Source organism: Variovorax sp. Soil_C_17, from assembly GCF_057657265.1.
In genome coordinates this window covers 1-1,181 of record NZ_JBDGIT010000039.1, presented here as the reverse complement: position 1 = coordinate 1,181, position 1,181 = coordinate 1, and the positions used below count along the sequence as shown (strand labels likewise).

The window sequence follows — 1,181 nt, the reverse complement described above, 5'->3', positions numbered from 1 at the left end:
ATGTCCCGGGAAGTGGTGTAAGTCTTCTTTCACTCGCTGCGCGGCAAGGCGCGTAGGGCGTAGCCCGAAGCGGCTTGCCGCGCAGCGACCGCTCTCTTCGGGGGTGGTCATCGTGAAGTCCGGATAAGGTTTGAGGTGCGACCCACCAAACCCTCTCCATAAAAGGAAATCACAATGACCACCGCCACTATGGCACTTGCCGAGCTTGCCGAAAAGGGAGCCGACGTCGATGTCCTGCGCCAGATGGTGCAGTTCATGGCCCAGCGCCTGATGGAGCTCGATGTCGACGGCCGCTGCGGCGCCGCCTACGACGAGAAGAATCCCGCCGAACGGCTCAACAGCCGCAACGGCTACCGCGAGCGCACCTGGGACACGCGCGCTGGCAGCGTCGAGCTGAAGATCCCCAAGCTGCGCCAGGGCAGCTACTTCCCCGAATTCCTGGAGCCTCGGCGCACCGCCGAGAAGGCGCTCACTGCCGTCATCCAGGAAGCCTACGTGCATCTCCACCCGCTCGGTGGACGACCTGGTGAAGTCGCTCGGCATGAGCGGCGTCTCCAAGAGCCAGGTCAGCCGCCTGTGTGGCGAGCTCGACGAGCGGGTCAACGCCTTCCTGGGACGTCAGATCGAGGGCGACTGGCCCTACCTGTGGATCGATGCCACTTACGTCAAGACCCGCGAGGCCGGCCGCATCGTGAGCGTGGCGGTGATAGTGGCGGTCGGGGTGAACACCGACGGCCAGCGCGAGGTGCTGGGCTTGAAGGTCGGTGCCTCGGAGGCCGAGCCCTTCTGGACCGAGTTCCTGCGCAGCCTGAACCGCCGTGGGTTGCGCGGCGTGAAGCTGGTGATCAGCGACAGCCACGAGGGCATCAAGGCGGCCGCCGCGAAGGTGCTGAAGGCCACCTGGCAGCGTTGCAGGGTGCACTTCATGCGCAATGCTCTGGCGCACGCCGGCAAGACGCAGCGGCGAATGGTCAGCGCCGCGATCGGCACGGTGTTCGTGCAAGACTCGGCCGATGCCGCGCGGGTGCAATGGAGGTCGGTGGCAGACCAGCTCCGAGACAAGTTCCCCAAGCTCGGCGCCCTGATGGACGACGCGGAGAACGACGTGTTGGCCTTCATGACCTTCCCGCGGGCGCACTGGACACAGATCTACAGCACAAACCCTCTGGAGCGGCTGAACG

The 1,181-nt window shown here is 65.4% G+C and carries 1 pseudogene; it reads left to right on the top strand.

Annotation, left to right across the window (positions count from 1 at the left end):
* Window positions 1–174: 174 nt before the first annotated feature.
* Window positions 175–1,181, top strand: a pseudogene (locus tag AC3A6Y_RS34915) (IS256 family transposase); the annotation flags it as partial.